This is a genomic window from Mesorhizobium sp. P3_B5, from assembly GCF_056402815.1.
Genome location: NZ_JBFUGR010000012.1, coordinates 83,958 through 109,299 on the forward strand (window position 1 = coordinate 83,958; position 25,342 = coordinate 109,299).

General features: G+C 64.2%; 27 protein-coding genes. 17 read left to right on the top strand and 10 right to left on the bottom strand.

The annotated features are described in order from the left end of the window. Positions 1–10: 10 nt before the first annotated feature. Entirely contained in the window at positions 11–1,048 is a 1,038-nt protein-coding gene (locus AC1DVW_RS24550; protein WP_477326554.1) for a zinc-binding dehydrogenase, read from the bottom strand. Between the two features lie 57 nt (positions 1,049–1,105). After that, the gene (locus AC1DVW_RS24555; protein WP_477326556.1) at positions 1,106–2,347 is read right to left on the bottom strand and encodes an acyl-CoA dehydrogenase family protein; all 1,242 of its coding nucleotides are present in this window, start codon (positions 2,345–2,347) and stop codon (positions 1,106–1,108) included. 119 nt (positions 2,348–2,466) lie between these two features. On the opposite strand from AC1DVW_RS24555, the gene AC1DVW_RS24560 reads away from it, so the two are divergent. The 6 genes from AC1DVW_RS24560 to AC1DVW_RS24585 all read left to right on the top strand — a co-directional run bounded on the left by AC1DVW_RS24560 (position 2,467) and on the right by AC1DVW_RS24585 (position 6,771). Next, on the top strand, positions 2,467–3,282 hold the full coding sequence (locus AC1DVW_RS24560) for an SDR family oxidoreductase (protein ID WP_477326558.1): 816 nt from the start codon (positions 2,467–2,469) through the stop codon (positions 3,280–3,282). Continuing rightward, a complete protein-coding gene (locus tag AC1DVW_RS24565) occupies positions 3,279–3,806 on the top strand; it encodes a MaoC family dehydratase (RefSeq protein ID WP_477248527.1) in 528 nt (175 codons plus the stop codon). Before AC1DVW_RS24560 ends, AC1DVW_RS24565 begins: the two co-directional genes overlap by 4 nt. Continuing rightward, positions 3,803–4,837 (top strand): phosphotransferase family protein, encoded by a 1,035-nt coding sequence (locus AC1DVW_RS24570; protein ID WP_477326560.1) that lies wholly within the window; start codon positions 3,803–3,805, stop codon positions 4,835–4,837. The genes AC1DVW_RS24565 and AC1DVW_RS24570 overlap by 4 nt, the downstream gene beginning before the upstream one ends. After that, positions 4,837–5,613: an SDR family NAD(P)-dependent oxidoreductase gene (locus tag AC1DVW_RS24575; protein ID WP_477326562.1), complete on the top strand. Its 777-nt coding sequence runs from the start codon at positions 4,837–4,839 to the stop codon at positions 5,611–5,613. The genes AC1DVW_RS24570 and AC1DVW_RS24575 overlap by 1 nt, the downstream gene beginning before the upstream one ends. Positions 5,614–5,704: 91 nt before the next feature. After that, positions 5,705–6,349, top strand: coding sequence for a TetR/AcrR family transcriptional regulator (locus AC1DVW_RS24580; RefSeq protein WP_477248533.1), 645 nt, complete (start codon positions 5,705–5,707; stop codon positions 6,347–6,349). Positions 6,350–6,534: 185 nt separating this feature from the next. Continuing rightward, the gene (locus AC1DVW_RS24585; protein ID WP_477326563.1) at positions 6,535–6,771 is read left to right on the top strand and encodes a DUF680 domain-containing protein; all 237 of its coding nucleotides are present in this window, start codon (positions 6,535–6,537) and stop codon (positions 6,769–6,771) included. 109 nt (positions 6,772–6,880) lie between these two features. Here AC1DVW_RS24585 and AC1DVW_RS24590 read toward each other — a convergent pair whose 3' ends face one another. The 5 genes from AC1DVW_RS24590 to AC1DVW_RS24610 all read right to left on the bottom strand — a co-directional run bounded on the left by AC1DVW_RS24590 (position 6,881) and on the right by AC1DVW_RS24610 (position 12,365). Beyond that, positions 6,881–7,111 (bottom strand): hypothetical protein, encoded by a 231-nt coding sequence (locus AC1DVW_RS24590; RefSeq protein ID WP_477273322.1) that lies wholly within the window; start codon positions 7,109–7,111, stop codon positions 6,881–6,883. A gap of 78 nt (positions 7,112–7,189) precedes the next feature. Next, entirely contained in the window at positions 7,190–7,771 is a 582-nt protein-coding gene (locus AC1DVW_RS24595; RefSeq protein WP_477326565.1) for a sarcosine oxidase subunit gamma, read from the bottom strand. Further along, the gene (locus AC1DVW_RS24600; protein ID WP_477326567.1) at positions 7,764–10,757 is read right to left on the bottom strand and encodes a sarcosine oxidase subunit alpha; all 2,994 of its coding nucleotides are present in this window, start codon (positions 10,755–10,757) and stop codon (positions 7,764–7,766) included. The genes AC1DVW_RS24595 and AC1DVW_RS24600 overlap by 8 nt, the downstream gene beginning before the upstream one ends. Continuing rightward, complete coding sequence (locus AC1DVW_RS24605) at positions 10,754–11,050, bottom strand: sarcosine oxidase subunit delta (RefSeq protein ID WP_477248543.1); 297 nt, start codon at positions 11,048–11,050, stop codon at positions 10,754–10,756. Before AC1DVW_RS24605 ends, AC1DVW_RS24600 begins: the two co-directional genes overlap by 4 nt. A 61-nt stretch (positions 11,051–11,111) precedes the next feature. After that, entirely contained in the window at positions 11,112–12,365 is a 1,254-nt protein-coding gene (locus AC1DVW_RS24610; protein ID WP_477326569.1) for a sarcosine oxidase subunit beta, read from the bottom strand. Positions 12,366–12,581: 216 nt separating this feature from the next. On the opposite strand from AC1DVW_RS24610, the gene AC1DVW_RS24615 reads away from it, so the two are divergent. From AC1DVW_RS24615 to AC1DVW_RS24655, 9 genes are all read left to right on the top strand, one after another. Next, a complete protein-coding gene (locus AC1DVW_RS24615) occupies positions 12,582–12,950 on the top strand; it encodes a YrdB family protein (protein WP_477326571.1) in 369 nt (122 codons plus the stop codon). Between the two features lie 109 nt (positions 12,951–13,059). Continuing rightward, positions 13,060–13,830 (top strand): SDR family oxidoreductase, encoded by a 771-nt coding sequence (locus AC1DVW_RS24620; RefSeq protein WP_477326573.1) that lies wholly within the window; start codon positions 13,060–13,062, stop codon positions 13,828–13,830. A 124-nt stretch (positions 13,831–13,954) separates the two neighbouring features. Beyond that, on the top strand, positions 13,955–14,341 hold the full coding sequence (locus tag AC1DVW_RS24625; protein WP_477248551.1) for an SET domain-containing protein: 387 nt from the start codon (positions 13,955–13,957) through the stop codon (positions 14,339–14,341). A gap of 177 nt (positions 14,342–14,518) precedes the next feature. Then, positions 14,519–14,797, top strand: coding sequence for a 30S ribosomal protein S21 (rpsU, locus tag AC1DVW_RS24630; protein WP_023671138.1), 279 nt, complete (start codon positions 14,519–14,521; stop codon positions 14,795–14,797). 140 nt (positions 14,798–14,937) lie between these two features. Continuing rightward, on the top strand, positions 14,938–15,792 hold the full coding sequence (locus tag AC1DVW_RS24635; protein ID WP_477326575.1) for a tetratricopeptide repeat protein: 855 nt from the start codon (positions 14,938–14,940) through the stop codon (positions 15,790–15,792). A gap of 117 nt (positions 15,793–15,909) precedes the next feature. Beyond that, positions 15,910–16,527 (top strand): DUF4274 domain-containing protein, encoded by a 618-nt coding sequence (locus AC1DVW_RS24640; protein WP_477326577.1) that lies wholly within the window; start codon positions 15,910–15,912, stop codon positions 16,525–16,527. 140 nt (positions 16,528–16,667) lie between these two features. Continuing rightward, positions 16,668–17,141, top strand: coding sequence for a DUF992 domain-containing protein (locus AC1DVW_RS24645; RefSeq protein WP_477326579.1), 474 nt, complete (start codon positions 16,668–16,670; stop codon positions 17,139–17,141). Between the two features lie 73 nt (positions 17,142–17,214). Next, positions 17,215–17,697, top strand: a complete 483-nt coding sequence (locus AC1DVW_RS24650) for a DUF992 domain-containing protein (RefSeq protein WP_477326581.1) — start codon at positions 17,215–17,217, stop codon at positions 17,695–17,697. Between the two features lie 241 nt (positions 17,698–17,938). Beyond that, the gene (locus AC1DVW_RS24655) at positions 17,939–19,375 is read left to right on the top strand and encodes an MFS transporter (protein ID WP_477326583.1); all 1,437 of its coding nucleotides are present in this window, start codon (positions 17,939–17,941) and stop codon (positions 19,373–19,375) included. Between the two features lie 4 nt (positions 19,376–19,379). On the opposite strand, the gene coaBC is transcribed toward AC1DVW_RS24655, so the two are convergent. The 3 genes from coaBC to ubiE all read right to left on the bottom strand — a co-directional run bounded on the left by coaBC (position 19,380) and on the right by ubiE (position 23,354). Continuing rightward, complete coding sequence (coaBC, locus tag AC1DVW_RS24660; protein ID WP_477326585.1) at positions 19,380–20,852, bottom strand: bifunctional phosphopantothenoylcysteine decarboxylase/phosphopantothenate--cysteine ligase CoaBC; 1,473 nt, start codon at positions 20,850–20,852, stop codon at positions 19,380–19,382. A gap of 80 nt (positions 20,853–20,932) precedes the next feature. After that, a complete protein-coding gene (gene ubiB, locus AC1DVW_RS24665) occupies positions 20,933–22,507 on the bottom strand; it encodes a 2-polyprenylphenol 6-hydroxylase (protein ID WP_477326587.1) in 1,575 nt (524 codons plus the stop codon). Positions 22,508–22,577: 70 nt separating this feature from the next. Continuing rightward, positions 22,578–23,354: a bifunctional demethylmenaquinone methyltransferase/2-methoxy-6-polyprenyl-1,4-benzoquinol methylase UbiE gene (gene ubiE / locus AC1DVW_RS24670; RefSeq protein WP_477273350.1), complete on the bottom strand. Its 777-nt coding sequence runs from the start codon at positions 23,352–23,354 to the stop codon at positions 22,578–22,580. Between the two features lie 147 nt (positions 23,355–23,501). Here ubiE and AC1DVW_RS24675 point away from each other — a divergent pair, with 147 nt between their 5' ends. Both AC1DVW_RS24675 and upp read left to right on the top strand, forming a co-directional pair. Beyond that, entirely contained in the window at positions 23,502–24,476 is a 975-nt protein-coding gene (locus AC1DVW_RS24675) for an adenosine deaminase (protein WP_477326589.1), read from the top strand. Positions 24,477–24,624: 148 nt separating this feature from the next. Then, positions 24,625–25,254: a uracil phosphoribosyltransferase gene (upp, locus tag AC1DVW_RS24680; protein ID WP_095084682.1), complete on the top strand. Its 630-nt coding sequence runs from the start codon at positions 24,625–24,627 to the stop codon at positions 25,252–25,254. Positions 25,255–25,342: the final 88 nt, after the last annotated feature.

Below are 25,342 nucleotides of genomic sequence, written 5' to 3' on the forward strand. Positions count from 1 at the left end.
AACCCGCTGACTACGGCTTGATGAACACCTTGCCGTTGGGCTTGGCCAATTCAGCCGGAACTTTTGCCATCGCATCAGTCAGCGGCACGACCGCCGTCACATCGGTCGACCAGCGGCCGTCGGAAAACCGCTTCTGCGCCTCCAGGATCGCCGGACCGCGGCGGTCGCGGAACTGGCGCATCCATTCGCTCAGCCAGAAGCCCTCGATATGCTTGTGCTGGAAAATCAGCTGGCCGGGCTCGCGGATGATTGTCGTGTCGGGATCGAGCCGCCCGTAGACGATCCAGCGCGAGCGCTTCGGCATGACATCGAAGATGGTCGAGGCCAGCGGCCCGGTCACCGCGTCGAGGAAGATGCGCGGCTGCTCGGTCTTCACCACTTCGCGCAGCGTCGCCTTGAAATCTGGCGCCTTCTCGTTGAGGACATGGGCCGCACCGATCTCCTGCAAAAGCGGGATCTGATCGTCGCGGCGCACGGTGACGATCGGCCGGAAGCCTTCTTCTTTCGCTAGTCCGATGATCAGCTTGCAGAGCTGGCTGGCGCCGGCGGTCATGATGAAGGCTTTTTCGCCTTCCTGTTTGACGATGTCGAACATGGCGAGCGCGGTGAGCGGGTTGACGATCAACGCCGCGCCGTCCTCGTCGCGGACCGTGTCAAGCAGCGGGATGCACGCAGCCGCCTCGGCAACGGCGTAGTCGGCCCACGAGCCCCAGTTGGTGACGCCGGTGGCGAAGGCGACGCGCTTGCCGATCAGACTCTTGGGATAGGGTTCGTCACCACTGGCGACGACGGTGCCGACGCCCTCAAAGCCGGCCGGCTGGCCCTTGGCGCGCGGCTGGCCGTATTGACCCTTGATGAAGGCGACATCCGACGGATTGATCGAAGCGAGGCTGACCTTGATCAGAACCTGTGTCGGCCCCGGCGTCGGCACGGCGATGCTGCCCGGCTGGAGATAGGGTTCCATCGCTTCCAGCACACTGCCGGTTGGGGTCTTGGTGTAGCCGTCGCCGACCAACAGCAACGCTTTCATCTCGGAGGGGATGGCCATCGGGGGTACTCCTTGGTTACCGCCAGAACACCGCAACGCGGCCGGCTAAGCCGTCACTCAGACCTTTTCCTGCGTGTACTTCTTCAACTCAGTTCGCGCCACCTGCCGGCGATGCACGGCGTCCGGCCCATCGGCCAGGCGCAGCGTGCGCAAATGCGTCCATGAACGCGCCAGCGGCGTGTCCTGGCTGATGCCTTGCGCGCCGAACATCTGCACCGCCTCGTCGGTGACCCTGAGCGCGACGCGGGGTGCTACCACCTTGATCTGGCTGATCCAGGGCGCGGCAGCCCGCGCATCGCCCTGGTCGATCATCCACGCCGCCTTGAGGCAGAGCAGCCGCGCCATCTCGATCTCCATGCGGCATTCGGCGATGATGTCGAAATTGGCCCCGAGCTTGGCCAGAGGCTGGCCGAAGGCTTCGCGGCGGACGGAGCGCTGGCACAGCATCTCCAGCGCCATCTCGGCCTGGCCGATGGCGCGCATGCAGTGGTGGATGCGGCCGGGCCCGAGCCGCCCTTGCGCGATCTCGAACCCCCTGCCCTCGCCGAGGATCAGGTTCGATGCCGGCACACGCACATTGTCGAAGCGGAGGTGCATATGGCCGTGCGGCGCGTCGTCGTCGCCATAGACCTGCATGGCCCGAACCTTGGTCACGCCCTTTGCGTCGGAAGGCACCAGGATCATCGAATGGCGACGGTGCTGCGGCTCGCCGTCGCCACCGGTCCTGACCATGACGATGTAGATGGCGCAGCGCGGATCGCCGGCGCCCGATGCCCACCATTTCTCGCCGTTCAGCACATAGTGGTCGCCCTGCCGCTCGCAGCGCATGGCGATGTTGGTGGCATCGGAGGAAGCGACATCCGGCTCGGTCATCAGATAGGCAGAGCGGATCTTGCCCTCGAGCAGCGGTTCCAGCCATTCCTTCTTGTGGTCCACTGAGCCGTAGCGCTCAAGCACCTCCATATTGCCGGTGTCAGGCGCCGAGCAGTTGAAGGTCTCGGCACCGAGATGCGCCTTGCCCATCTCTTCGGCGAGGTAGGCGTATTCGACGGTGGAGAGGCCATAGCCGCGCTCCGAGCCGGTCAGCCAGAAATTCCACAGGCCGCGCTCTTTCGCGGTCTTCTTCAGCCCTTCGAGGATTTCGGTCTGGCGCGCAGTGTAGACCCAGCGGTCGCCATCCCTGCCGATTTCGGCCAGGAATTCCTCGCCAAGCGGCATGATTTCGTCGCGAACCATCGCCGTGACGCGCGCGTGGATCGGCTTCAGCCGCTCGGTCATGCCGAGATTCAACTCCGCCATCGGTCACCAACCCTTTCACGCATCTGGGCACTTTACCCGTGGCAAGGATGACCGTACTTCGGGTAGCCTTGTCAACGCGAGCCCTTTCGCCCTGAGGGGAGAGGCGCGGAGGAACTGCGATGAGCTATCTGGACGAGCTGTTTTCGGTCGCCGGCAAGACCGCGCTGGTCACCGGGGCCGCAACCGGCATCGGCCGCATGGCGGCAACGGCATTGGTCAAAGCCGGCGCCACCGTGATGATCGCCTCGCGCAAGGGCGACGATTGCATCAAGGTCGCTGAAGAATTGAATGGACTTGGCAATCCCGGCCGGGCGGAAGGCTTTGCCGGCGACGTCTCCAGCGAGGCTGGCATCGCGGCCCTCGTCGCCGAGGTCAAGGCGCGGACCGAACGGCTGCACATCCTGGTCAACAATGCCGGCGTTTCCTGGGGTGCGCCGCTGGAGACGTTCCCCTACCCTGCCTGGGCAAAAGTGTTCGGCGTCAACGTCACCGCCGTCTTCCATCTGACGCGCGAATTGCTGCCGCTGCTCGATGCCGCCGCCAGCGATGCCGATCCGGCACGGGTGATCAATCTGGGCTCGGTGATGGGCACCCAGCCGCTGGCCGACGACGCCTATTCCTACACCGCCTCCAAGGCGGCGGTTCACCATCTGACGCGCACGCTGGCGATCGAGTTTGCCGCCCGCCGCATCACCGTCAACGCCTTCGCCCCCGGCCCTTTCCAGAGCCGGATGACCGCTTTCGCCACCGGCAGCGCGGAACAGGCCAAACATGTCGGCGGCCATGTTCCGATCGGCCGTATCGGCGCGCCGGATGACATTGCCGGCGCAACGCTCTATTTGTGCAGCCGTGCTGGCAGCTATGTCACCGGCGCCATCCTGCCGATCGATGGCGGGCAGTCGGTGCAGCATGGGCTGACGCTGTTCAAGGAATGATACAACCGACCGGAACGCCGGCGGCTGAAGTGGAGGACATCGCAGTGGAACCGATCAGTCTCGATGTGCTTCTGGCCAGTGTCGGCAAGGAAGTCGGCGTGTCGCCGTGGCGGGTGGTGTCGCAGCGCATGATCGACCAGTTCGCCGACGCCACCGACGACCACCAGTTCATCCATTGCGATCCCGAGCGCGCCAGGCTGGAGACGCCGTTCGGCGGCACCATCGCCCACGGCTTCCTGTCGCTGTCGCTGTTGTCGGCGATGACCTTCGAGACTATGCCGCCGCTCGAAAACGGCAAGATGGGCGTCAACCACGGCTTCGATTCGCTGCGCTTCCTTGCGCCGGTAAAGACCGGCGCGCGCATTCGCACGCGCTTCGTGCTGGCCGACGTCAAGGTGAGGCCGTCGGGCTGGGTGCAGACGGCGCATGACGTGACCATCGAGATCGAGGGCTCGAAGAAGCCGGCGCTAACCGCGCGCTGGCTGACGCTGACGCTGATCGAGCGCCAGCCCGAGACCGCATGAGCGACCCGAACGCGCTCGACCAGGCAGCGCTTGCGCCTTACCTCGAGGCGGAAATTCCGGGTTTTGCCGGGCTGCGTTCCATCGAAAAGTTCAAATCCGGACAGTCGAACCCGACCTATTTGCTGACGGCGGCAAGCGGCCGCTATGTGCTGCGCGCCAAACCACCGGGCCAGTTGCTGAAGTCCGCCCATCAGGTCGATCGCGAATTCAGGGTGATGAAGGCGCTTGCCGGCACAGCGGTGCCCGTGCCCGACATGCTGCACCTTTCCAGCGAGGACTCGCCGATCGGCCGCATGTTCTATGTGATGGCCTTCGTCGATGGCCGCATCTTCTGGGACCCGGCGCTGCCGGAGGCCTCCGGCAATGATGAACGCGCCGCCATCTACGATGCCATGAACGCGACGCTTGCCGCCTTGCACGATGTCGACGTCGAAGCAGCCGGGCTCGGCGATTTCGGCCGGCCGGGGAGTTATTTCGAGCGCCAGCTGACGCGCTGGACCAGCCAGTACCGTGCCGCCGAAACCGGAACGGTGGCCGACATGGACCGGCTGATTGCCTGGCTGGAGACCCACATGCCAGCCGATGACGGCCTGGTCTCGCTGGTGCATGGCGACTATCGACTGGACAACATGATCTTCGCCCCTAGTGAACCGAAAGTGCTGGCGGTGCTCGACTGGGAACTGTCGACATCAGGCCATCCCTTCGCCGACATCGCCTATCAGTGCATGCAGTGGCGCCTGCCGCATGCGTCAGGCTTTCGCGGCCTTGGCGGCATCAACCGTGCCGCGCTCGGCTTGCCCTCCGAGAAAGCCTATGTCGCCGCCTATTGCCAGCGCCGCGGCCTGGCTGGCGTCGGCAACTGGACCTTCTTCCTCGCCTTCTCCTTCTTCCGGCTGGCTGCCATCTGCCAGGGTGTCTACAAGCGCGCGTTGGATGGCAACGCCTCCAATCCGGAGAAGGCCAAAACCTATGGCGAGGCGGTCAAGCTGCTCGCCGGTCTCGCGGTGAAACTGATCGACAAGGAGACGTGATGGGCCGTTTTGAGCGAGCGACGGTGCTGATCACCGGTGCCGCCGGCGGCCTCGGCCGGGGCGCGGCCAAAGGCTTTGCCGCCGAAGGCGCGCGGCTGCTCCTTTCCGATATCGACCACGCGGCGCTCGAAAACCTCGCTGCCACGCTCGATGCGGAAACGGCGATACTGGCCGGCAACATCGCCGACGAAGCGGTGTCGGAAGCGCTGGTGGCACTGGCGGTCGAAAAGTTCGGCAGACTGGATGTCTCCGTCAACAATGCCGGCATCGTCCAGAGTTTCGTGCGCCTGCCGCAGGTGGCCTCGGACGAGGCGCGCCGCGTTCTGGAGATCGACCTGCTTGGCGTCTTCTACGCCATGAAGCACCAGATCCCGCAAATGGAGCGGCAGTTCAGGGCGACCGGCAAGGGCGGCGCCATCGTCAACATCGCTTCGGTCGCCGGGCTGGTCGGCGCCCCGAAACTCTCGGTCTATGCCGCCGCCAAGCATGGCGTCGTCGGACTGACCAAATCGGCGGCGGCCGAATACGCCACCAAGGGCGTGCGCATCAACGCCATCTGCCCGGCCCACACCAGAACGGCAATGGTCGACAGCTTCGTGCGCATGTCCGGCGCGCCGGAAGCCGAGGTGCTGGCTGAGTTGACGCGCGGCGTGCCGATGAAGCGGGTCGGCGAAGTCGACGAGATCGTCACCGCCATCCTGTTTGCCGCCGACCCCGCAAATTCTTTCATGACCGGCCATGCGCTGGCGGTGGACGGCGGCGTCGGCGCCATCTGATGCATGCCGCATGGGAACTTCCCGCGCCCTTGTCCGTTTTCGTACAGCGTATATAATTTAGCCAGGCACCAACCAACCAAAGGCACAGACATTGCCGCTGAGCGTCCAGAAACGCCGCGAGAAACAAAAGGCCGAACTGCGCTCGGAGCTTGTCGAGGCGGCCCACAAGCTGGTGCAGGAAGAAGGCTATGAAGGCCTGACCATCCGCAAGCTGGCAAAGCGCGTTGGCTATGCACCGATGTCGGTCTATTCCTACTTCGCCGACAAGCAGGACATTCTTTTCGCGCTGGCCGAGGATGCTTTCGAGACCCTCGCCAAACGCATCGAGGCGCACCCGTCCGACGATCCCATCGAGGCGTTGCAGGCGGTAATGACCGAATATGCCGCCTTCGGGCTCGGCAATCCCAACGAATACCGCACCGTGTTCATGACCGAGAAGACCAAGCTGCCGGAAGGCAGGAGCTACGAGGACATGGAAGAAGGCAACCCGGCGATGAAAGTGCTGATCTCGAGGGTCGAGGCCTGCGTTGCCGCCGGCAAGTTGCAAGGCGATCCGCGCGCGATCGCCACCATGCTGTGGGCAGTCGGCCACGGCACGATCTCGCTGTTGATTACCTTTCCGTTCTACCCCTTTGGCGATCCGCAGGCTTTCGTGAAGCGGATGTGCGATTTCACGCTGGCCACGCTCAGCACGCAAAACGTGACGCCACTGACCGAGACGCCCGTCAACTGCTGAACGGCCTTTCGTCTCCCTATTTCCTCGCCAACCTCCCAGCCAAACCAAGGGCGAGTTTCTTGGTTAACAAAAAATTTATCGTACGCGTACGATTTCGGCTTGAACTTCGCGATCGGCAGGCGTATCTGTACGTCACACCGTACATGTACGGAAGAGAATTCAACGGTCGAAAACGGAGACTGACGATGAAAAAGACAATCCTCACCCTCGCTGCAGTACTGGCATTCTCGGGCGCCGCTTTCGCCGGCACGAGCCAGCCAAGCAAGCACGTACCCGCTGCTGTCTGCGTCGACACCAAGACCAACGTGAAGCTCGATTGCAGCGCGACCGGATCGGTCGAAAAGTCCGACGCCAAGGCCGACAGCAAAGGCCCGCGGCTCGGCATCGAGATCAATCCGTGGATCGTGCCCAGCTCCTTCTGAGCCGACCCGGTAGCCTGACCAAGAACGGCAGAACGACAAAGGGCGGCAGGATCTCCTGGCCGCCGTTTTCCTAACCGTTTCGGCCCGCTCCGCTGCAGCCCGCTGGGATCTATTTCTTGGGTTTCTTCATTCCCGCCACGACCTTGGCCTTGCCAGGTCTTGCTGGTCCACCGGAAATGGACGTAGCGGTGATCGATACCGGATCGCTGGCCGGAAACGTATCCTCGAGACCTTCCTCGAGTTCTTCTTCCGCACTAACCTCGTTGTGCCGCTCATGTTCGAGCGAGCGGACCGCCGACGTCTTCTTGACCAGGGACTTCGGCGCGGATTTCGACGGCATCGGTATTCTCCCTCGACGTGCTGACGCAGAACGATCCAGCGCGGCAGACGTTCCCGGAGCAATCCGAAAAGGATTGCTCTACGCCGCCGCGTCGACTGCCGCCTCCGACAGGAAAGTAAAGACATAATCGGAGAAAGAACGCCAGCATTCGACCCGGAAGGCGTCGGTTGCGGTGCGCAACAGCACGATCTCGACCTTGCCCAGAATGGTGCGCGAGCACGCCCCCACCGGAAACGCTGCGAGCGACAGATCCTGCGGGCAGCCGGCATTGACGGTCGTAGCGGCGGCCGGGCCGGTGACCGATATGGCGATATTGCGGTGCGAGATTCCGACCGCCGAATGCAGCGCGCCAACCTTGGCGCAATCAGCGAGCGGGTCTTTTCCAGCCTCGTCGATGACCAGCCATTCGTCAGGACCGAGCCACAAAGCCGTACGCCCGGCCTTTGTCGCCGAGGTCTTTGGCTTCTGTGGCACGGTCACGCCGAGCGCCTTCGACAGTGCTGCAAGCGAAGCCTCCGGCGCGCGCAGCGAAATCCGCTCCGCCGGCGGCAGGATAGCCAGCTTGACGCCGGTGGCGGAAAGCTCCTGACCGGCGAGCGCGGCGCGGCGTTCAACCGAAGCCGTGGCAGTGGATGTGGTCTTCGCAGCAGCCTTAGCCATTGAGGCGCCCTCCCGTCTCGTCGAAGAACACCATGCCGGTGACCTCCACCTCGATGACGCCGTTCGGCATCGGCACATAGAGCGTGTCGCCCATCCGGTCTCGGCCGCCGGCGACCAGCGCCAGCGCGATCGAGCGGCCGCAATTTTCCGACCAGTAGCTGGAGGTGACGTGGCCGATCATCTTCATCGGGATCGCCTGCTTCGGATCCTCGACGATCTGGGCGCCCTCTTCCAGCACCACTTTCGGGTCCTTCGTCCTAAGGCCGACAAGCTGCTTGCGGCCCTTGGCGACCAGATCCGGCCGCGCCATGCCACGGATGCCGACGAAGTCGGTCTTCTTCTTGCCGACCGCCCAGTCGAGCCCGGCATCGTTCGGCGTCACCGTGCCGTCGGTGTCCTGGCCGACGATGATGTAGCCCTTTTCGGCGCGCAGCACGTGCATGGATTCGGTGCCGTAGGCGGCCGCACCATGCTTCTGGCCTTCGGCCCACAGCGCTTCCCAGACCGCCTGGCCGTAGTCGGCCGGGACGTTGACCTCAAAACCGCGCTCGCCGGTGAACGACATGCGGAACAGCCTTGTCGGCACGCCGCAGATCTTGCCCTCGCGCACCGACATATGCGGCAGCGCCTCGTCCGACATGTCGATGCCTTCGACCAGCGGCGCGATTATGTCGCGCGACTTCGGCCCCTGCACCGCGATGACCGCCCACTGCTCGGTGATCGACGTCAGCCAGACGTTGAGATGCGGGAACTCGGTCTGGAGATAGTCCTCCATGTGGTTCATGACGCGCGGCGCCCCGCCAGTCGTCGTCGTCACATGGAAACGGTCGGGCGCCAGCCTGCCGACAACGCCGTCATCATAGATGAAACCGTCCTCGCGCAGCATGATGCCGTAGCGGCAGCGGCCGGGCTCGAGCTTCTCCCACGGATTGGTGTAGAGCAGTTCCATGAACTTGGCGGCATCCGGCCCGACCACCTCGATCTTGCCCAGCGTCGAGGCATCGAACAGGCCGGCCGTCTTGCGCACTGTGACGCATTCACGGTCGACGGCGGCATGCATGTCCTCGCCGCCCTTTGGGAAATACCAGGCGCGCTTCCATTGGCCGACATCCTCGAACACGGCGCCCTGGGCTGCCGCCCAGGGATGGATCGCCGTCTTGCGGGTTGGATCGAACAGCGGACCGCGCGCGTGGCCGATGATCGCGCCGAACGTCACTGGCGTGTAGGGCGCCCGGAACGTCGTCAGGCCGACCTCAGGGATCGCCTTGCCCAGTGTCTCGGCGGCAATCGCCAGCCCGTGCATGTTGGAGGTCTTGCCCTGGTCGGTCGCCATGCCGTTGGTGGTGAAGCGCTTGACGTGTTCGATCGAGCGCATGCCTTCATGCACCGCCTGGCGGATGTCCTTGGCGGTGACGTCGTTCTGGAAATCGACAAAGGCCTTCACCGTCGTATCCGGCCCGGCGCCGGGCGCAGCGCCCAGCATGCCGCGCGACCAGCTCTCCGAGGCGTCGACCTTCGGCTTCGTGCCCTTGGCGGTTTTGGCGCCGGCGTCCTTGGCCGCCTTGGCGCCGGCCGCATAGGCTTCGTCGATCGTCGCCGACAGCCCGTCAGTGCCGTTGCAGGCGCCGACCGAGACGCAATCCTGCGCGTAGGTACCCGGCACGAAGCGCTTGGTCTCGTCGTTGAAGGCGACCTTGCCGCGTGACTGCGAGAACAGATGCACCGATGGCGTCCAGCCGGCCGACATCAGGATGGCGTCGACCGGGATGGTGCGCTCGCCGCCGCCATTCTTCGGCTGCACGGTCATCGAGGTGACACGCAATTTGCCGCCGGCGCGGATCACCGCGCGGCCGAAATTGACCTCGATGCCGAGCGCCCTTGCCGCGTCGATCACCGGTCCGGTCGGGTTGTCGCGCAGGTCGACAATGGCCGCCACATTGACGCCGGCCTTCTTCAGGTCGATCGCCGCCGCGTAAGCCGAGTCATTGGCCGTGTAGACGCCGACATTTCTGCCGACCGCGACGCCGTAGTGGTTGAGATAGGTGCGTGCGGCGGACGCCAGCATGATGCCCGGCCGGTCATTGTCGGCAAACACCATGTGGCGCTCGATGGCACCGGTCGCCAGCACGACGCGCCTGGCGCGAACCTGCCAAAGCCGCTCGCGCGGCAGGTCGCGGCCAGGGTTTTGCAGATGGTCGCTGACGCGCTCGACCAGACCGACGAAATTCTGCGCGTAGTAGCCAAAGGCGGTCGTGCGCGACAGCACGCGGACATTGTCCATCGCCCTGAGTTTGGCCACCGTGGCTTGCGACCAGGCATAGCCATCCTGGCCGTCGATCTTGGCGCCGGACTCGAAACGCAGGCTGCCACCGAAATCCGGCTGTTCGTCGGCAAGAATGACGCGCGCGCCGGTCTCGGCTGCGGCGAGCGCCGCGGCAATGCCTGCAGCGCCGCCGCCCACCACCAGCACATCGCAATGCGCAAAGCGGGCGGAGTAGTGGTCGGGATCCGGCTTGTCGGGCGCGACGCCGAGACCGGCCGCGGCCCGGATCTTGGGTTCGTAGAGGTTCTTCCAGGCCGCCTTCGGCCACATGAAGGTCTTGTAGTAGAAGCCGGCTGAAAACAGCGGCGAGGCAATGTCGTTGACCGCGCCAACGTCAAAGGCCAGCGACGGCCAGCGGTTCTGCGAGCTCGCGTCGAGCCCCTCATAGAGTTCCTGCACGGTGGCGCGGATGTTCGGCGCCTTGCGCGCCGCATCGCGCTTGACCTCGACCAGCGCGTTCGGCTCTTCGGCACCGGCGGACAGGAAGCCGCGCGGCCGGTGGTATTTGAACGAACGTCCCACGAGATGGACGCCATTGGCGAGCAACGCCGAGGCCAGCGTGTCGCCTTCGATGCCGGTGTAGGCCTGGCCGTCGAAGCTGAAGCGGGCGGTCTTGGCCTGCTGGAAGCGGCCGGCGCCGGGAATGCGGAACGCGCCGCTCATTTGGCAACTCCCGGCAGCTTTGACGGCTTCGGTTCGCCGGCCTTGTAGGTCAAAAGGAACTTGTCGGTGACGGTGTCGCGCACGGCGTTGAAGAACCGGGCGCAGCCATGCATGTGCCGCCAGCGCTCATAGATGATGCCTTTGGGATTGGAGCGGATGAAGAAGAACTTCTCGAAATCGTCATCGCTCTCGCCGGCCATGTTGGCCGAGCGCGCAATATGCGCTTCGCCGGCGTTGCGGAACTCGAGCTCCGGACGCTCTTCCTCGCAGTAGGGGCAGCGGATGAGAAGCATTCTATTTCGTTCCTACAATTCGCCGTGGCCGATGGCCGGTTGATTGCAAAGCCTGCGGTGCTCAGTGCGCCACCGCCGCCGCCGCCGCCTCGTCGATGAGACGGCCGGTGCGGAAGCGCTCGATGGTGAAGGGCGCGTTGATCGGGTGCGGATCGTCCTTGGCGATGGTGTGGGCAAAGACGTGGCCCGAGCCCGGCGTCGCCTTGAAGCCGCCCGTCCCCCAGCCGCAGTTGACGTAGAGGCCTGATACCGGCGTCTTGGCCAGGATCGGCGAGCGGTCGGGCGTCACGTCGACGATGCCGCCCCACGAGCGCAGCATCTTCATGCGCGTGAACATCGGGAACATCTCGCAGATGGCATCGAGCGTGTGCTGGAGAATGTGCAGGCCGCCGGTCTGCGAATAGGAGACATACTGGTCGGTGCCGGCGCCGATCACCAGTTCGCCCTTGTCGGACTGCGAGATATAGGCGTGCACCGTGTTCGACATCACCACGCACGGGAATACCGGCTTGACCGGCTCCGACACCAGCGCCTGCAGCGGATAGCTTTCCAGCGGCATGCGCACGCCGGCCATGTTCATGATGACAGAGGAGTGGCCTGCGGCAACCACGCCGACCTTCTTGGCGCCGATGAAGCCGCGCGTCGTGTCGACGCCCATGACCGCGCCGTTCGGCGCCCGCTTGACCCCTGTGACCTCGCAATTCTGGATGATGTGGACGCCGCGCGCCGAAGCGCCGCGCGCATAGCCCCAGGCAACGGCATCGTGTCGCGCCGTGCCGCCGCGGCGCTGCAGCGCCGCCCCGACGACGGGATAGCGGGCATCCTTGGAGATGTTGAGCGGCGGGCAGAATTCCTTTGCCGCTTCCGGTGTCAGCCATTCATTGTCGATGCCGTTCAGCCGGTTGGCATGGACATGCCGCTTCAGCACCTGGATGTCGTGCACGTTGTGGGCCAGCATCATGACGCCGCGCGGCGAGTACATGACGTTGTAGTTGAGCTCCTGGCTGAGCCCGTCCCACAGCTTCAGGGCATGATCGTAGATGCCGGCGCTCTCGTCATAGAGATAGTTGGAGCGGATGATGGTGGTATTGCGGCCGGTGTTGCCGCCGCCAAGCCAGCCCTTTTCCAGCACCGCGACATTGGTGATGCCGTGCACCGTGGCGAGATAATAGGCTGTCGCCAGCCCATGGCCGCCGGCGCCGACGATGATGACGTCGTATTCCTTCTTCGGCTCCGGCGAGGACCACTGTTCCTCCCAGCCCTTATGGCCGCGCATGGCCTCGCGGGCGATGGCGAATACCGAATATTTTTTCACGTTCCAGCCTCGCGCCAAAGGTCTCGCGGATTGCCGCCGGGCATTCGTTCAGGCTCCGGCGCGCGAGGTGTATCACTAGCGAAACAGCGCTGCCACCCTTGCGCTGTTTGCGACGGCGCTTGCCGTTTTGCGCCGCGACCAAAATGACGCATCTAGGGCTGGCCGATGTGACTGCCTTTCGCCACTATCCCTCCGGTTCGGGATTCGGAGGACGAGTTGGGCAGCGCCTGGTGGAATCTGACGTTGCGCTTCTTGCTGGAGCTTGCCGCTTTGCTCGGCCTCGGCATGGCGGGCTGGAGCCTTTCAGGTGGATGGTGGCGCTGGTTCCTCGCCTTGGCCGTGCCGCTTGTCGCGGCCGCGCTCTGGGGAACCTTTGCCGTGCTCAACGATCCAAGCCGATCGGGCCGCGCGCCGGTGCCTGTGCCAGGCGCAGTACGGCTGGTGCTGGAGCTCGTCATCCTGTTCGGCGGTGCGGCCAGTTTCTATCTGACCGGCCATACGACCACTGGCATCATCATGGCTCTGCTGATCGTCGTCAGCTACGCATTCTCGCTCGATCGGCTCGGCTGGCTGCTGAAGCAATAGCTCGTATTGGCACCGCCTCTGCAGGTATCGGGTGGCTCGCGCCGGCCCCATCTGCGACCAAAGCATCCAATCGCCGGCGAAGCTGGCGCGAACAAAAGGATGCAGAAAAATGCTCGCACTCGCCAACAAGGTCGCCATCGTCACCGGCGCCAGTTCCGGCATCGGCCGCGCCACGGCAAAGCTCTTTGCCGAGGAAGGCGCCAGGATCATCGTCGCTGCCCGCCGCCAGGCGGAGCTTGACGCCCTCGTCGCCGAAATCGAGGACGCCGACGGCACCGCAATCGCCCTTGCCGGCGATGTCACCGACGAAGCCTATGCAAAAGCTCTCGTCGAGCTGGCCGTCGGCCGGTTCGGCGGGCTCGATATCGCCTTCAACAATGTCGGCTCGGTCGGCGCGATGGGTCCCATTTCGGAATTGTCGCTCAAAGGCTGGCAAGAGACGCTCGACACCAATTTGACCAGCGCATTCCTCGGCGCCAAGTATCAGGTGCCGGCTATGGTCGAACGTGGCGGCGGCTCGCTGATCTTCACCTCGACCTTTGTCGGCCACACGGTCGGCATGCCGGGCATGACCAGCTATGCCGCGAGTAAGGCCGGGCTGATCGGATTGACGCAGGTGCTCGCCGCCGAATATGGCCCGAAAGGCGTGCGGGTCAACGCGCTGATGCCGGGCGGCACCGACACGCCGGCAAGCATCACCAACGCGCCGGATGCAGGTCCCGAGGTGCTGGCTTTCGTCGAGGGCCTGCATGCCTTGAAGCGCATGGCGCGGCCGGAGGAGATCGCCCGCTCGGCGCTTTATCTGGCTTCGGACGCGTCGAGCTTCACCACCGGAACGGCGTTGTTTGCCGATGGCGGCGTCTCGATCAACCGGACGTGATGCATTTTGCGGCCAACGCACCCGCGCGCAGGCCACAATGTCCCAAAACCGGCCTTGCTTTTTCGGCGCGATTTGGCGATTCCGTCTGTCTTCGAAGACTTCTGTTCGAAGACGGGCGGGAACCATGCTGCTGATCAGAACCTATGTTGCGGCGAGTGCAATCGAAGGCGTCGGCGTGTTCGCCGCCGACCCGATCAGCAAGGGGGCGTCAATCTGGCGGCTCGATCCGGACTTCGACCGGCTGATCCCGATGGAAAGATATGAAGCAGCACCCGCGCATCTCAGGGAATTGCTCGACAGATATGCCTATCCAAGCCCCGACCGGCCTGGCTTCATGGTCTATGAGGTCGACAATGGGCGCTTCATGAACCATGCCGACAGGCCGAACACGGATTTTTCGCAGTATGGCGGAGCCATCGCGACTCGCGACATCGCAGCGGGCGAGGAAATAACCTGCGACTACGGCGAATTCTTCGAGGGTTTCGAAGAGCTTCACCTGGCCACGGCGTAGGTTGACCACTTATCTCATCGTAACCGGTCGCACTTTGCCGCTGACCTGCATTTCGGCTGTGGACAGCGCGACCTGATTCTGCTATCAGCCGCCACAATTCGTGGTGTAAACCGCCGCGGAGGCTAGGGGCTATGGCCGCTTGCCTGTTGATATCAAACCCGAAAGACAGGATTGCCCGTGCAGGTACTCGTCCGCGACAACAATGTTGATCAGGCGCTTCGCGCGCTCAAGAAAAAGATGCAGCGCGAAGGCATTTTCCGCGAAATGAAGATGCGCGGACATTACGAGAAGCCTTCCGAGAAGCGCGCCCGTGAAAAGGCCGAGGCCGTGCGCCGCGCCCGCAAGCTGGCCCGCAAGCGTGCCCAGCGCGAAGGTCTGCTGCCGATGACGCCGCGCCCAGTGGCGGCTGGCGCTGCCGGTGGTCCCGGTGGTGCTCCGCGTCCGCCGCGGTTCTAACGCCAATTTTTCGTCCTTTTTGAAGGATATCCAAGGTGGCGCGATGCGGAATCGCCGCCACCTTTTTGTTTTGACGTGTGACCCGGCCCGGAGGGGGGACCCGGACCGAGCGACGCGACTGAAGTGAGGACAGGGCAGACATGAACGCAATCAGCGTAGAGCGCAGGACAGCATTGCGCGGTTTCGCCCTGACGGCAGCCCTGATTTCCGGGTTGGCGCTTGCCGGCTGCCAGACGGCCCCGACCGGCGAATTCAACAACATCGACAAGGCGCAGGGCTCGACCGAGAACATCTCCTCGCTGTCGGCCGTGATCCAGCGCAGTCCCCAGGATCCGGAAGGCTACAATGTGCGCGGCTCGGCCTATGGCCGCGGCGGCCAGTATCAGGCGGCGCTGAACGACTTCGACACCGCCATCCAGCTCAATCCGAATTTCTACCAGGCCTATTCGAACCGCGCCCTTATCCAGCGCTTCCTCGGCAATCAGGCGGCGGCCCTTGCCGACTACAACCGCTCGATCCAGATCAATTCGAATTATGACGCCGCCTATATCGGCCGCGGCAATCTCTATCGCAAGGCAGGCAAGACCCAGGACGCCTTCAACGATTTCCAGAAGGCGATCCAGCTCGACACCACCGATGCGCGCGCCTACCACAATCGCGGCCTGATCTATCAGAGCCAGGGCCAGCACGCTTTCGCCATCGAGGATTTCTCCACCGCCATCTCGCTGGCGCCGGACGCCGCCGAACCCTACAACGGCCGCGGCCTCTCCTACCTCGCCATGAACGACGAGGACAATGCCTTCGCCGACTTCAACATGGCGATCAAGCTCGACGGCAGGAATGCCGAGGCCTGGGCCAACCAGGCGCTTGTCTATGAGCGGCGCGGCGACAAGGTCAAGGCGTCGAAGGCCTATCGCGAGGCGGTCCATCTCGACCCGACCTATCAGCCGGCCAAGGACGGCCTGTCGCGCACTGCCAGCGCCGCCGCCGGCTGATAGCAGCCAGCGCGATGCCTGCCGTCACTAGCGACGGCTTTTTTCGACAGTGTTCCAGTCCTGATCCGGCTAGCCTTAAAGCGCGCCGCGCAGCAAAATCGCAACCTTTGCGTGCCAATGTGCAAGGCGCGAATAGGCAAAGGTCGGCATCAGCAGCTGCGGGACGCGAGTGGCATGGCGATGGATGAGAACGACATCAAGCAACAGATCGCCTGGCTTGAAAATGCCTCGCCCGATGATTGGCACCGTGCCGTGCTGGACTTCAACTGGGACTGGGACATCGACCCGCTGTTCTGGATCGCGCGCCAGCCGGAATGCGACAAGGCCACGGCGCTGACCATGTTCTGGCTGGGGCAGCCAGCCTTTTACCTCATCCTGGCCGTGGAGAACGGCGGATCGGACAATAACCAGGACCCGATCTGGGAGATGCTGAAGTTCATTGCCTGTCGCATCAACGCCAATGGCTATGTCCGTTCGAAAATCGCCTACGACGTCGATGATCTCACGCACCAGGATTTTGACGAGCTGGCTGAGCAAGCAAGTCAGCTGGCCCATCCGCCGCTGAAGCCGCATCCCGATATGCGTCGCGCCATTCGTGGACGGCGGATCGTCAACGATATCGACTTCTACCGGCGCTATCCCCAGGATTTCCATGGCACGGTGCTGATCGACCTGCCGGACCAAGGCCCTCTGGACAAGGCCTGGTCAGCGCTTGGGCGTCTGTGGCGCCACTGAGCGCTCCGACCACCACTGTCACCCCATCTTAACCACCGAAGGCAAAGCGTTAACCCTTGCCTTGATCGCGCCAAGTTTTCGGCGGAACGCTCCGGGCCATTCAACCGTTGTTGAAAACAATTTGCGAAAGGACCTGTCCCATGATCAAGAAACTCTGCTGTGCCGCAGCGCTCGCCGCCACCGCTCTTGCCACGCCCGTCAACGCCGGCACGCTCCGGCTGGGCACACTCGATTGCACCATAGATGGTGGCGTCGGTTACGTTGTCACGTCGAACAAGGGAGTCGCCTGCACCTTCCGTCCCTATCATCATGGGCCGGCCGAACAGTATACGGGGATGATCTCCAAGCTCGGCGTCGATGTCGGCCAGACACATCAGGGCCAACTGGCGTGGGCGGTTCTGGCCGCCACCCGCAGCCATGACGAGGGCGACCTTGCCGGCCACTATTACGGCGTCAATGCCGAGGCCAGCGTGGTGACCGGCGGCGGTGCGAACCTTCTCGTCGGCGGCCTAGACAGTGCCTTCATGCTGGAGCCGCTCAGCGTGCAGGCGCAGACCGGCGTCAACCTGGCGGTCGCGGTGACCTCGCTGGAGCTGATCCACTCGTTCAAGTAAGGGCATTTGGCCCCTCTACGCGCGGCGCGGAACAGGATACTGTTTCGCGCCGCATGCTTTTGGGGGAACCGCCGTGCTCAAGACCGTTATCGCCGCCGCAATCATTGCCGCCGCACTTGCCGGACAGGCTCATGCGCAGGACCAAGGCATTGAGCTCGGCACGCTCGATTGCGCCATCGGCGGCGGCACCGGTTTCATCTTCGGCTCGACCAAGGATCTGAGCTGCACCTTCACCCCTGCCGACAAGAGCTTCGCGCCGGAAGCCTATTTCGGCGTCGTCAACAAATACGGCCTCGATATCGGCACGACCAAGCAGACGGTGATGCAGTGGCTGGTGCTGACGCCGCTGAAGAACATCTATGCACCGGGCGCGCTGGCCGGCGACTATGTCGGCGCCAGCGCCGAAGTGACGGCAGCGGTCGGCGCCGGCGCCAATCTCTTGGTCGGCGGCTCCTCGCAGGCCTTCACGCTGCAGCCGCTCAGCCTGCAGACGCAGACCGGCATGAACATCGCCATCGGCGTCAGCCAGTTCCAGCTGCGCAGTACGGCGAATTGACGCCTCGTCATCCACGGGCGAAGCAGCCGCGAAGCGGCGTCGCGGAGACGCGAGGATGACGAAGTTGAGATGCTCTCTACCAATCGCGAACGTCTCACAAAAAAAGTCGCTTGAACTCAACCACGGTTGAGGTTTTAGAAGCCTGCCCTGACTGAAGCAGCGCGTATGGCCCCGCCGGAAATCCTCACTGGCTTCTGGTGCCATGCGACGACATAGAGATATGCAAGGCAGGGTAAGAATGATGACCGAGATCAGCAAAAACAGAGTGGACTGGCGCGCGCTGTGGGCGAGCGGCGACCTCGCCCGCTTCTGCTTCATCAGCCTCGGCATCCTGCTGCACGCCACCAACGAGACGATGGTGGCGACAATCATGCCGGCGATGGTTGGCGACCTCGCCGGCGTACAGCTGGTCGGTTGGTCGCTGGCGATCTACGAACTCGGCGCCATCGTCGCCGGTGCGGCCGCCGGACGACTGGTGAGCTATGTCCCGCTGCGCACCAACATGGTCGTCGCCGCCTTGCTCTATGCGACCGGTGCGCTGATCTGCGCGACGGCACCTTCCATGCCGTTGTTCCTGAGCGGCCGGCTGATCGAAGGATTTGGCGGCGGCGCACTCGTGTCGCTGGCCTTCGTCTCGGTCGAGCGGCTGTTTGCGCGCGCCATCTGGCCACAACTGTTCGGCGTCATGTCGGCAATCTGGGGTGTCGCCGCCTTCAGCGGGCCGCTGCTCGGCGCTGTCATGACCGAGTTGCTGTCATGGCGCTGGGCCTTCGGCATCTTCACGCTGGGCGGCACCGCCATGGCGCTGGCGAGCTTCATCGTGCTCGACACCCCCGAGGCAACCAGGCCGCAGGCGATCATCGGCACAGCACCGCCCTTCCCCTACGCCGCTCTCGGCTGCCTCGCCGTCAGCGTTGTGCTGATCGCCACTGCCGGCGTCGACATCGCCCTGCTGCGCTCCTCGCTGCTGCTGATCCTCGGCCTGATCGGGCTTGCGCTGTTTGTCCGCGTCGACGCGCTGAAGCCGCGCTCGCGGCTGTTTCCGTCGCTTCTGTTCTCATGGCGCTCGCCGGTCGGCGCCGGCATGACCATGGTCGCCGCCTTTTCGGTGGCGACCTGCTCCTTCGGCGTCTACGGGCCGCTGATCCTGACCAGCCTGCACGACATTCCGATCCTGACCACAGGCTACATCATCGCCGCCGAATCGATCGCCTGGTCGATCCTGTCCATTCTCGTCGCCAACGCGCCGCCGGAGCGCGAACGGCTGATCATTGTCGGTGGCGCGGTGATGATCGCGGCGGGTATCGCCGGTTTCGCCTATACGGTGCCGGCGGGCTCAATCCCGCTGATCCTGCTTTGCGCCCTGCTGCAGGGTGGCGGTTTTGGTATCGCCTGGCCCTTCCTCACCCGCGTCATCGTCGCGTCGGCGCGCAACGACGAGCAGACCATCGCCTCGGCCGCCGTGCCGACCATGCAGCGCATCGGCTATGCGGTGGGCGCCGCCCTGACCGGCATCGTCGCCAACGCCAGCGGTTTTTCCGAAGGTCTGAACCGCGAAGCGGCAGCCAACGTCGCGGCCTGGCTGTTCCTCGCCTTCATACCGCTCGGGATTTTGGGCTGCCTGGCAGCTCTGAAGATTTCGGCGGCGGTCGACCGGCCCCAGGAAGCAACCGGGTAGATAGTCAGACTACGACTGTCTTCAGCCGCTCCGCGATCAACGCGGCGAGCCGGGTTGCCACTTCGTCCTTGCTCATTTCGGGCCATTCCTCGACGCCGGCCTTCGATACGATCCGCACCCGGTTGCGATCGCCGCCCATGACGCCGGAAGACCCGACGCCGCTGTCATGCGAGACATCATTGGCGACGATGAAATCGGCGCCCTTCTTCTTCAGCTTGGCCTCGGCATTGTTGACGAGGTCTTGCGTCTCGGCAGCGAAGCCGACGACCAGGCCGGGCCGCATCTTGTGATGACCGACGCCGGCGAGAATGTCCGGATTTTCAACCATCTGCAGCGCCGGCGGCCCCTCGCCCGCCACCTTCTTGATCTTTTCGCCGGCCGAATTCGCCGTGCGCCAGTCGGCGACCGCCGCGACGAACACGCCCGCATCCGCCGGCAGAAGTTGTTCGACCGCGTCCTTCATCTGCGCCGCCGTTTCGACATGCAGCGTCGTCACGCCGGCCGGATCGGCGATTGACACCGGACCGGAGACGAGGCGTACATCGGCGCCAAGCCTAGCCAGGGCAGCGGCGATGGCATGGCCCTGCTTGCCGGAGGAACGGTTGGCGATGTAGCGCACTGGGTCGATCGGTTCATGCGTCGGCCCTGAGGTGACGATGATTTTTCTGCCGGCCAGCGGCTTTGGCCTGCTGTCGAGCAGCGCTTCGATCGCAGCCGCGATCTCCAGCGGCTCGGCCATGCGGCCTTCGCCGGCCTCGTTGCTTTCGGCCATCTCGCCCTTGGCCGGGCCGATGAACGCGATGCCGTCCTTGCCGAGCGTTGCGCGGTTGCGCCGTGTCGCCGGATGCGACCACATTTTCGGGTTCATCGCCGGCGCCATCAAGACCGGCTTGTCGGTGGCGATCAGCACGGTCGAGGCCAGATCGTTGGCATGGCCATTGGCAAGCTTCGCCATCAAATCGGCGGTAGCCGGCGCGACCACCAGAAGGTCGGCCTCGCGCGACAGCCTGATATGGCCGACATCGTGCTCGTCATTGCGGTCGAACAGCTCGGTGAAGACATGGTCTGCCGAAAGCGCGCCGACCGAAAGCGTGGTCACGAACTCCTGCGCCGCCGCCGTCATCACCACCCGCACCGCAGCCCCTCGCTCGCGCAGCCGGCGGATCAGGTCGAGCGTCTTGTAGGCGGCAATGCCGCCGCCGATGATGAGCAGGATGCGCTTGCCGGAGAGGCTGCCTCTCAGGGCGACCTTGCCTGATACGGCAGCATTGGGCGCCGCCTGCTGGCGCGAGCCTGTCAGTTCACGCAGCGTCCTTTCGATCTCGTCGATGCGGCCCGCCGGAGCGACCTGGCCCTCGACCGCGGCCCGGATCATCACCCGCGCCTGCTCCTCCATCGAGCGGTCGTTCTCTGCAGCAAGCCGCCGCAGCAGTTCCTTGACCTCGTCGTCAAGATTACGGATCGTGATATTGGCCATGTGATTGCACTCTGTAAACCGTTGCCGCATGCAATGCTAGCAATGCAATCAATTCGAGGCAAGCCGCTCACGGCAGGCTGTCAGAAAATCCGCCACGCAACATAGATCAGCGTCAGCGCGATCACCCACAGGGCGATCCGGCCGGAGCGTGTGTAACGCGCCTCGGCCTTGCCGATGGCGCGCGACGTCGCCTCGTCGAAGCGCAGGCCGTGCTCGGCCATCAGGTCGATCTCGCGCGACAGGCGCTCGGTGCGGGCGGCGAGTTCCGGCGCCTGGCGGGCCAGCGCCAGCATCGCCTTGGCGCCGTCGCGCGCGTCGACCAGAATGCCGCGCGGGCCGAGATTGCCGGCGATCCAGTCGCCGACCACAGGCTCGGCCGTCTTCCACATGTTGAAGGCCGGGTCGAGCGTGCGGGCGACGCCTTCGACCACCACCATGGTCTTCTGCAGCAGGATCAGTTCGGGCCGCGTTGCCATGTCGAACAGTTCGGTGACCTCGAACAACAGCGTCAGCAGCTTGGCCATCGAGATGGTTTCGGCCGGCTGGCCATGGATTGGCTCGCCAATGGCGCGGATCGCCTGCGCGAAGGCCGCGACATTGTGCTGGCGCGGCACATAGCCAGCCTCGAAATGCACTTCGGCGACACGCAGGTAGTCGCGGGTGATGAAACCATAGAGGATTTCGGCGAGGAAGCGGCGCTCCTTCTTGCCGAGCCGGCCGGCAATGCCGAGATCGACGGCAACGATGGTGCCGTTGGCCTCGACGAACAGGTTCCCCGGATGCATGTCGGCATGGAAGAAGCCGTCGCGCAGCGTATGGCGCAGGAATGACTGGATCAAATTGCCGGCGATGGTTTTCAGATCGTGGCCGGCGGCCGCGAGGCCGGCAATGTCGTTCATCTTGATGCCGTCGACCCACTCCATGGTCAGCACGTCACGGCCGGTGCGCTCCCAGTCGACGGACGGCACGCGAAAGCCGGGATCGTCCTTGGTGTTCTCGCCAAGTTCCGAAAGCGCTGCTGCTTCCAGCCGCAGGTCCATCTCGACCTTGGTGGTCTGCGCCAGCGTCTCGGTCACCTCCACCGGCCGCAGCCGGCGCGACGACGGGATGTATTTTTCCTGCAGGCGGGCGGCGAGGAAATAGCTTTCGAGATCGTGGAAGAAGCGGCGGCGCACGCCCGGTCGGATGACTTTTACCGCCACCTGGGTCGCGACACCGTTCCGCAGGGTTTCAGCGGTGTGGACCTGGGCGATCGAGGCTGCGGCGACGGCATCGCCGAAGCGGATGTAAAGCTCGCCGATCTTGCGCCCGAGCGAGGCCTCGATCGCGGCCACCGCCTCTGCCTGCGGAAAGGTGTGCATCTTGTCCTGCAGCATGGCGAGATCGAGCGCCATGTCGTTGCCGACGACGTCGGGCCGCGTCGCCAGGAACTGGCCGAGCTTGACGTAGGACGGACCAAGCCGAACGACGGCCTTGGCCAGCCGGTCGCCACGTTCATAGGCAAGCGCGCGGCGGCGAGTGAAAAGCCGCGCCAGGCGCCAGCCGAATTTAGGCAGGCCGGAAAGCTCGTCGCCCGGCAAGGCGGCGACGACACCCTCGCGCACGAGCACCCAGCCGGCCCGTCCGAGCCGGAAAGCAGCGCCGACTGTGCTCATGGCTGCACTTGCCCTGCCGGTTTCCTAAACCGGCACTGAGCACATCGACCATGAAAAATACGGGCCAGCCTCAAAGCTTCCAGCCCGAATGCAGGGCGGCGATGCCGGCCGAATAGTTGCGGAAGGAGACGCGGTCGAAGCCCGCGCGGGTGATCATGGCAGCAAAATTCTGCTGGTTGGGAAATTTGCGGATCGATTCGACCAGATAGGAATAAGGCTCGCCGTCGCCGGTGACCGCCTTGCCGATCCTGGGAATGGCGTTGAACGACCAGGCCTCATAGGCCTTGTCGAGCAGCGGCATGTCGACCTCGGAAAATTCGAGGCACAGCAAGCGCCCGCCGGGCTTGAGCACGCGGAACGCTTCACTGAGCGCCACATCGATGCGCGGCACGTTGCGAATGCCGAAGGCGATCGTATAGGCGTCGAAGGTGGCGTCGGGGAAAGGCAATTCCTCGGCATTGGCCTCGACGAAATCGGTGTTGTCGGAAAGGCCTTTTTTCTCAGCCCGGTCACGGCCGACCGCGAGCATCGAGCCGTTGATGTCGAGGATCGTGGCATGGGCATTGCGTTGGCTCGCCTCGACGATGCGGAAGGCGACGTCGCCGGTGCCGCCGGCAACATCGAGAACCTTCCAGCCTGGCCGTTTCGGCGGATTGAGCCATGTCACCATGGCGTCCTTCCACAGCCGGTGCAGCCCAGCCGACATCAAATCATTCATCAGATCGTAGCGGTTGGCGACCTTGTGGAAAACGTCGTTGACCAGGGACTGCTTGTCGCCTGCCCCTACATGCTTGAAACCATAGGAGGTTTCCATGCCGCCCGCGGCCGTGGTTCTCTCAACTGACATTATTTTGATCCGTCATAAAACCGGCGGGACCATAGCCGATCGATGGTGCGGGCGCTATTGTTTAAGGCGCGGTGTTCGGCCGCGCTTCCTTGTCGTGGCAAGATGCCTATGAGGCCACGACCCGGATTGACCTGACGGGATGATTGAATGCCTTTGAAAGCAGAACTGCACTGCCACATCGAAGGGGCGGCAGCGCCCGAACTCGTCATCAGCCAGGCGCAAAAGTACGGCAAGGACACCTCACCCTACATCCAGAACGGCTCCTTCGTCTGGCACGATTTCACCTCGTTCCTCGCCGCCTATGATTTCTCCGCCGACCTGTTCCGGACGGAAGAGGACTATGCCCGGCTGGCCGATCACTATTTGACCAGTCTCGCCCGCGACGGCGCCATCTATTCCGAGGTCTTCACCTCGCCGGACCACGCCAAAAAAGCCGGCCTGTCGCCCAAGGCCTATACCGACGCGCTCGGCGAAGGCATGTCCCGCGCCAAGGCCAAGACCGGCATCGAGGGCCGCATGATCGTCACCGGCGTGCGCCATGTCGGCGTCGAATCGATCGAGCAGGCGGCCCGGTTCGCGGCACGCTGCGGGCATCCGCTGGTGACCGGCTTCGGCGTTGCCGGCGACGAGCGCATGGGCGACTTCGAGGACTATGTCAGGGCCTTCGAGATCGCCCGCGAGGCCGGACTTGGCATCACCGTCCATGCCGGCGAACTGATGGGCTGGGAGAGTGTCCAGGCGGCGCTCGACCACATCCGCCCGTCGCGCATCGGCCACGGCGTGCGCGCCATCGAGAACCCCGCCCTTGTCCGGCGCATTGCCGACGAAGGCGTCGTGCTCGAATGCTGCCCCGGCTCCAACATCGCGCTCAAGGTTTTCGACAGCTTCGCCGACCACCCCTTTCCGGCATTGAAAGCAGCGGGCTGCAAGGTGACGCTCAACTCCGACGACCCGCCCTATTTCTGGACGTCGCTGAAGCGCGAATACGCCATCGCCGCCGAGCATTTTGCGATGGACGACAAGGCGCTCGCCGCGGTCACCCGGACCGCCATCGAGGCAGCCTTCGTCGATCGCAAGACCAAGACCGCGCTGCTCGCCAGGCTCAACGGCGCCGCGCGCTGATTTCTCCCGACAAAACTGTGGTCGGTGCGGGTCAGGCGGTTCCTTGGCCGGCGCATTGTCGCTAGGGTCATTCCAGCAGCCTGTAGCGCAGCGCGTCCGAATGGATCTATGCGCGCGCTTTTGGGCGACATGCATTTAGGAGAACACCATGCAGGGCGTCACCGTCGTCGACCACCCGCTTGTCCAGCACAAGCTGACCATCATGCGCAAGAAGGAGACGTCGACGGCCGGCTTCCGGCGGCTGCTGCGCGAGATCTCGCTGCTGCTCGGCTATGAGGTCACCCGCAACCTCGAACTGACCACGACCACCATCGAAACGCCGATCGAAACCATGGAAGCGCCGACGCTGGAGGGCAAGAAGCTGGTCTTCGCCTCGGTGCTGCGCGCCGGCAACGGCCTGCTCGAAGGCCTGCTCGATCTGGTGCCGGCGGCGCGCGTCGCCCATATCGGCCTCTACCGCGACCACGAAACGCTGGAAGCGGTCGAATATTTCTTCAAGGCGCCGAGCGATCTCGCCGACCGGCTGGTGATCGTCGTCGACCCGATGCTGGCCACCGCCAATTCGGCGATCGCGGCCATCGACAAGCTGAAGGGGCGCGGCGCCACCAACATCCGCTTCCTCTGCCTGCTGGCGGCGCCCGAAGGCATCGAGCGTTTCACCAAGGCGCATCCGGATGTTCCGGTCTTCACCGCCTCCATCGATCGCCAGCTCAACGAGAAAGGCTACATCATGCCCGGCCTCGGCGACGCCGGCGACCGCATGTACGGGACGAAATAATCGTGACGGCCGTTTACCGATCGTTTACGCAACGGCGCGGTTTCGGCGCGTGTTAAAGCCGCAAACACCATGTCGGGATTAGGGTCGG